This is a genomic window from Mesorhizobium sp. M7D.F.Ca.US.004.01.2.1 (assembly GCF_003997785.1).
In the GTDB taxonomy this organism is placed as follows: Bacteria; Pseudomonadota; Alphaproteobacteria; order Rhizobiales; family Rhizobiaceae; genus Mesorhizobium; species Mesorhizobium loti.
Genome location: NZ_RZRQ01000538.1, coordinates 1 through 2,600, shown reverse-complemented (window position 1 = coordinate 2,600; position 2,600 = coordinate 1). Strand labels below are relative to the sequence as shown.

Sequence of the window (2,600 nt, the reverse complement as noted above, 5' to 3'; positions counted from 1 at the left end):
CGGTTGGACTTGCGCCCACCGTCGATGCGGCAAGGCTCGCCGCCAGCGACACTGCGTTTTCCGCCGTCTCTTCGGTGACCGCGCTGCTTTGCCTGCTTGCGGCTGTCATCGCCTGGACGACCATTTCCGGTGAGCGGCTGCCATGGTCGCGGCGCGTCGAGAATCCGCAAGGCTGAGAAACCAGAAAGGCTAAAAAGCCGACGGATCAACCGTCGATCTTGGCGCTCGCTACTTTCAGCGAATCGCTGTCTTCCTGCTTCAGCAGGTCGTCGATGCGCTCGCGTTCACGCTTGAAGGCGACGAGGTCATCGCCCTTCAGCACCTTGCCGACCGGCAGCCGGACACGCATCGAATCGACCTTGGTGCCGTTGACGATCAGCTCGTAGTGGAGATGCGGACCGGTGGAGAGGCCGGTCTGGCCGAGATAGCCAATAACCTGGCCCTGGCGCACGCGCACCCCGGGTTCGATGCCTTTGGCAAAGGCGCTCTGGTGATTGTAGGACGTCTCATAGCCATTGGCATGGCGCAGGATGATCTGCTTGCCGTAGCCGCCGGCCCAGCCCGCCTTCTCGACGACGCCGTTGCCGGCTGCGATGATCGGCGAGCCGATAGGAGCGGCCCAATCTGTGCCGGTGTGCATGCGGACATAGCCGAGGATCGGATGTTTGCGGGCACCAAAGCCAGAGGTAAATCTGCCGTTGGGCAGCGGGTTGCGCAGCAGGAACTGCTCAGCGCTTGAGCCGTCCTGGTCGAAATAGTCGGTGCTGCCGTCCTGCATCTGAAAGCGGTAGAAGTTGCGCGTCGTGCCGCCGAACGTCGCCGAGACATACAGAAGTTCCGAATCGTCGGAAGTCTGGTCGTCGCCGTCCGGCTGCGAGAACAGCACTTCGAGGCGATCCGCAGGATTGAGACGTGACTGGAAGTCGACGCCGGACGCCAGCAACTTGATCAGCCGCTGCGTCATCGCCTTGGACATGCCGTAGGAATAGGCGGTGCGGTAAATGCCGTCATAGATGTTGGGCAGATTGCCGCGCACCACCACCGGCGCCGACGAATCATCGAAGGCCGTCAGCAATTCGGGGTTTGGATCCGGCTCCTGCGAGGGCACATACTGGCCGCGATCGTCGAGCGCGATGGTGACGATGTGCTGGGTCCGGTCGTAGACGCTGGTGCGCACGACCTTGGCGGCATCGCCGTGAACCTCAAGGCCGACACGCAGCACGGTTCCGGCTTTGAGCGCCGTCGCGTTCAACAGCTTGGCGATGGCTTCGGCCATGCCGGTGGCGTCTTCACCCGTGTAGCCCGAATCTGCAAAAGCCTCGGTGACGTCGAGATCCTTGGTGAAGGGGATGATTTCCTCGGCGAAGGCCGGCGCCTGGTCGTCGGCGGTGGCGCGCGGCGCCACCGAGACGTTTTCCGGCACGATCTTGACGTCGTAGGAGCCTGCCATGCTCTCGGCAAAGGCTTCGCCGAATCGCTGCGGGTCGACATAGTGAAGTGAAGCGACCTGCACGGCGCCGTCGCTGAGGTCGGTGCCGGCTTCGCGCACCACCTTTTCCACCTCGTCGGCGGACAGGTCGCTCTTTTCGTCGAAGGAAGCCGTCGAGATCGGGAAATCGACGGTCTTCAGGCTCATCTCGCTTTCGACCTTGGCGCCATAGATCTGGCCGGAAGCGGCAGAGGCTGTCGCCGGCTGAGCACTGTCGTCGCTGTCGTCGCCGAACACCTGCATCGGATCAAAAGGCGGGTAGGCGCGGCTGGTGGTGTGGCCGGCGGCGAGCGCCATCTTGATCTGCACGAAAGGCATGGTGTGGATAACGTCGCGGTCGCCGACCTTGGTGACCATCGACACTTCCATGCGCCGACGGTCCTTGGCCTTGGCGATCTGACGCGGCGCCACCAGCCTGGTCGTCTTGGCGACTTCGCCGGAATCGCCGTTGCCGGCAAGACTGATCAACTCGGCGATCTCGGGTGGGGTGGCCAGCTGCTGGCGACCGTCAAGAGCGGCGAACAGCGCCACGCCCATCAACACGCTCGAGGTCACACCGGTGAGAAAGGTTCCCGATAACCAGCGTGCAGAAACCTCGCGCCGGTCGGGCGGGCCGCTGCGGCCGTCCGCGATAAGCGGCGGCTCGTTGCCGAGTTCGGCTATGACATCTTCCGTGTCTGGCATCCAGAAAGGCTGCTTCTTCCCCGGGCGGAACGGCTTGTCGCTTTTGTTGTGGCCGTGACATTTGCCTGTCATGGCAGGTGAAGTCAACGAAGCGCCAGGCTCCGACCGAATTCCCCTCGCGCACTTTTCTTATGGGGCGCTCTACCAGGAGGTGCGGTGCACCTTCTCTGCAAGGCTCATCGCGTACTCCCATATAGCGCTCCTGAAAGAGGCACTGCGCCACCGGCGCTGCGCCCTTTCGTTGGCTTTGGTGTCGAACGGCAATGCGGCGGCAATAGGGCTCTTTCGTGGCCGTCCACTCGTGGTGTCCCGAGTTCCCTTGGGGCAGTCGGCTATCGACAGACAGGGCACGAAATTTCTGTCGCAAAAAGTTCAAAAACTTTGAGATCGGTGTTGACAGTTCTCGTTGGTGGCGACTATATACGCC

General features: G+C 62.5%; 1 protein-coding gene and 1 pseudogene. One reads left to right on the top strand and one right to left on the bottom strand.

Features of this window, described 5'->3' with window-relative positions:
- Window positions 1-176, top strand: a pseudogene (locus EN993_RS38135) (MFS transporter); the annotation flags it as partial.
- 29 nt (window positions 177-205) lie between these two features.
- Here EN993_RS38135 and EN993_RS34365 read toward each other — a convergent pair.
- On the bottom strand, window positions 206-2,173 hold the full coding sequence (locus tag EN993_RS34365) for a M23 family metallopeptidase (protein ID WP_164548791.1): 1,968 nt from the start codon (window positions 2,171-2,173) through the stop codon (window positions 206-208).
- Between the last annotated feature and the right edge of the window lie 427 nt (window positions 2,174-2,600).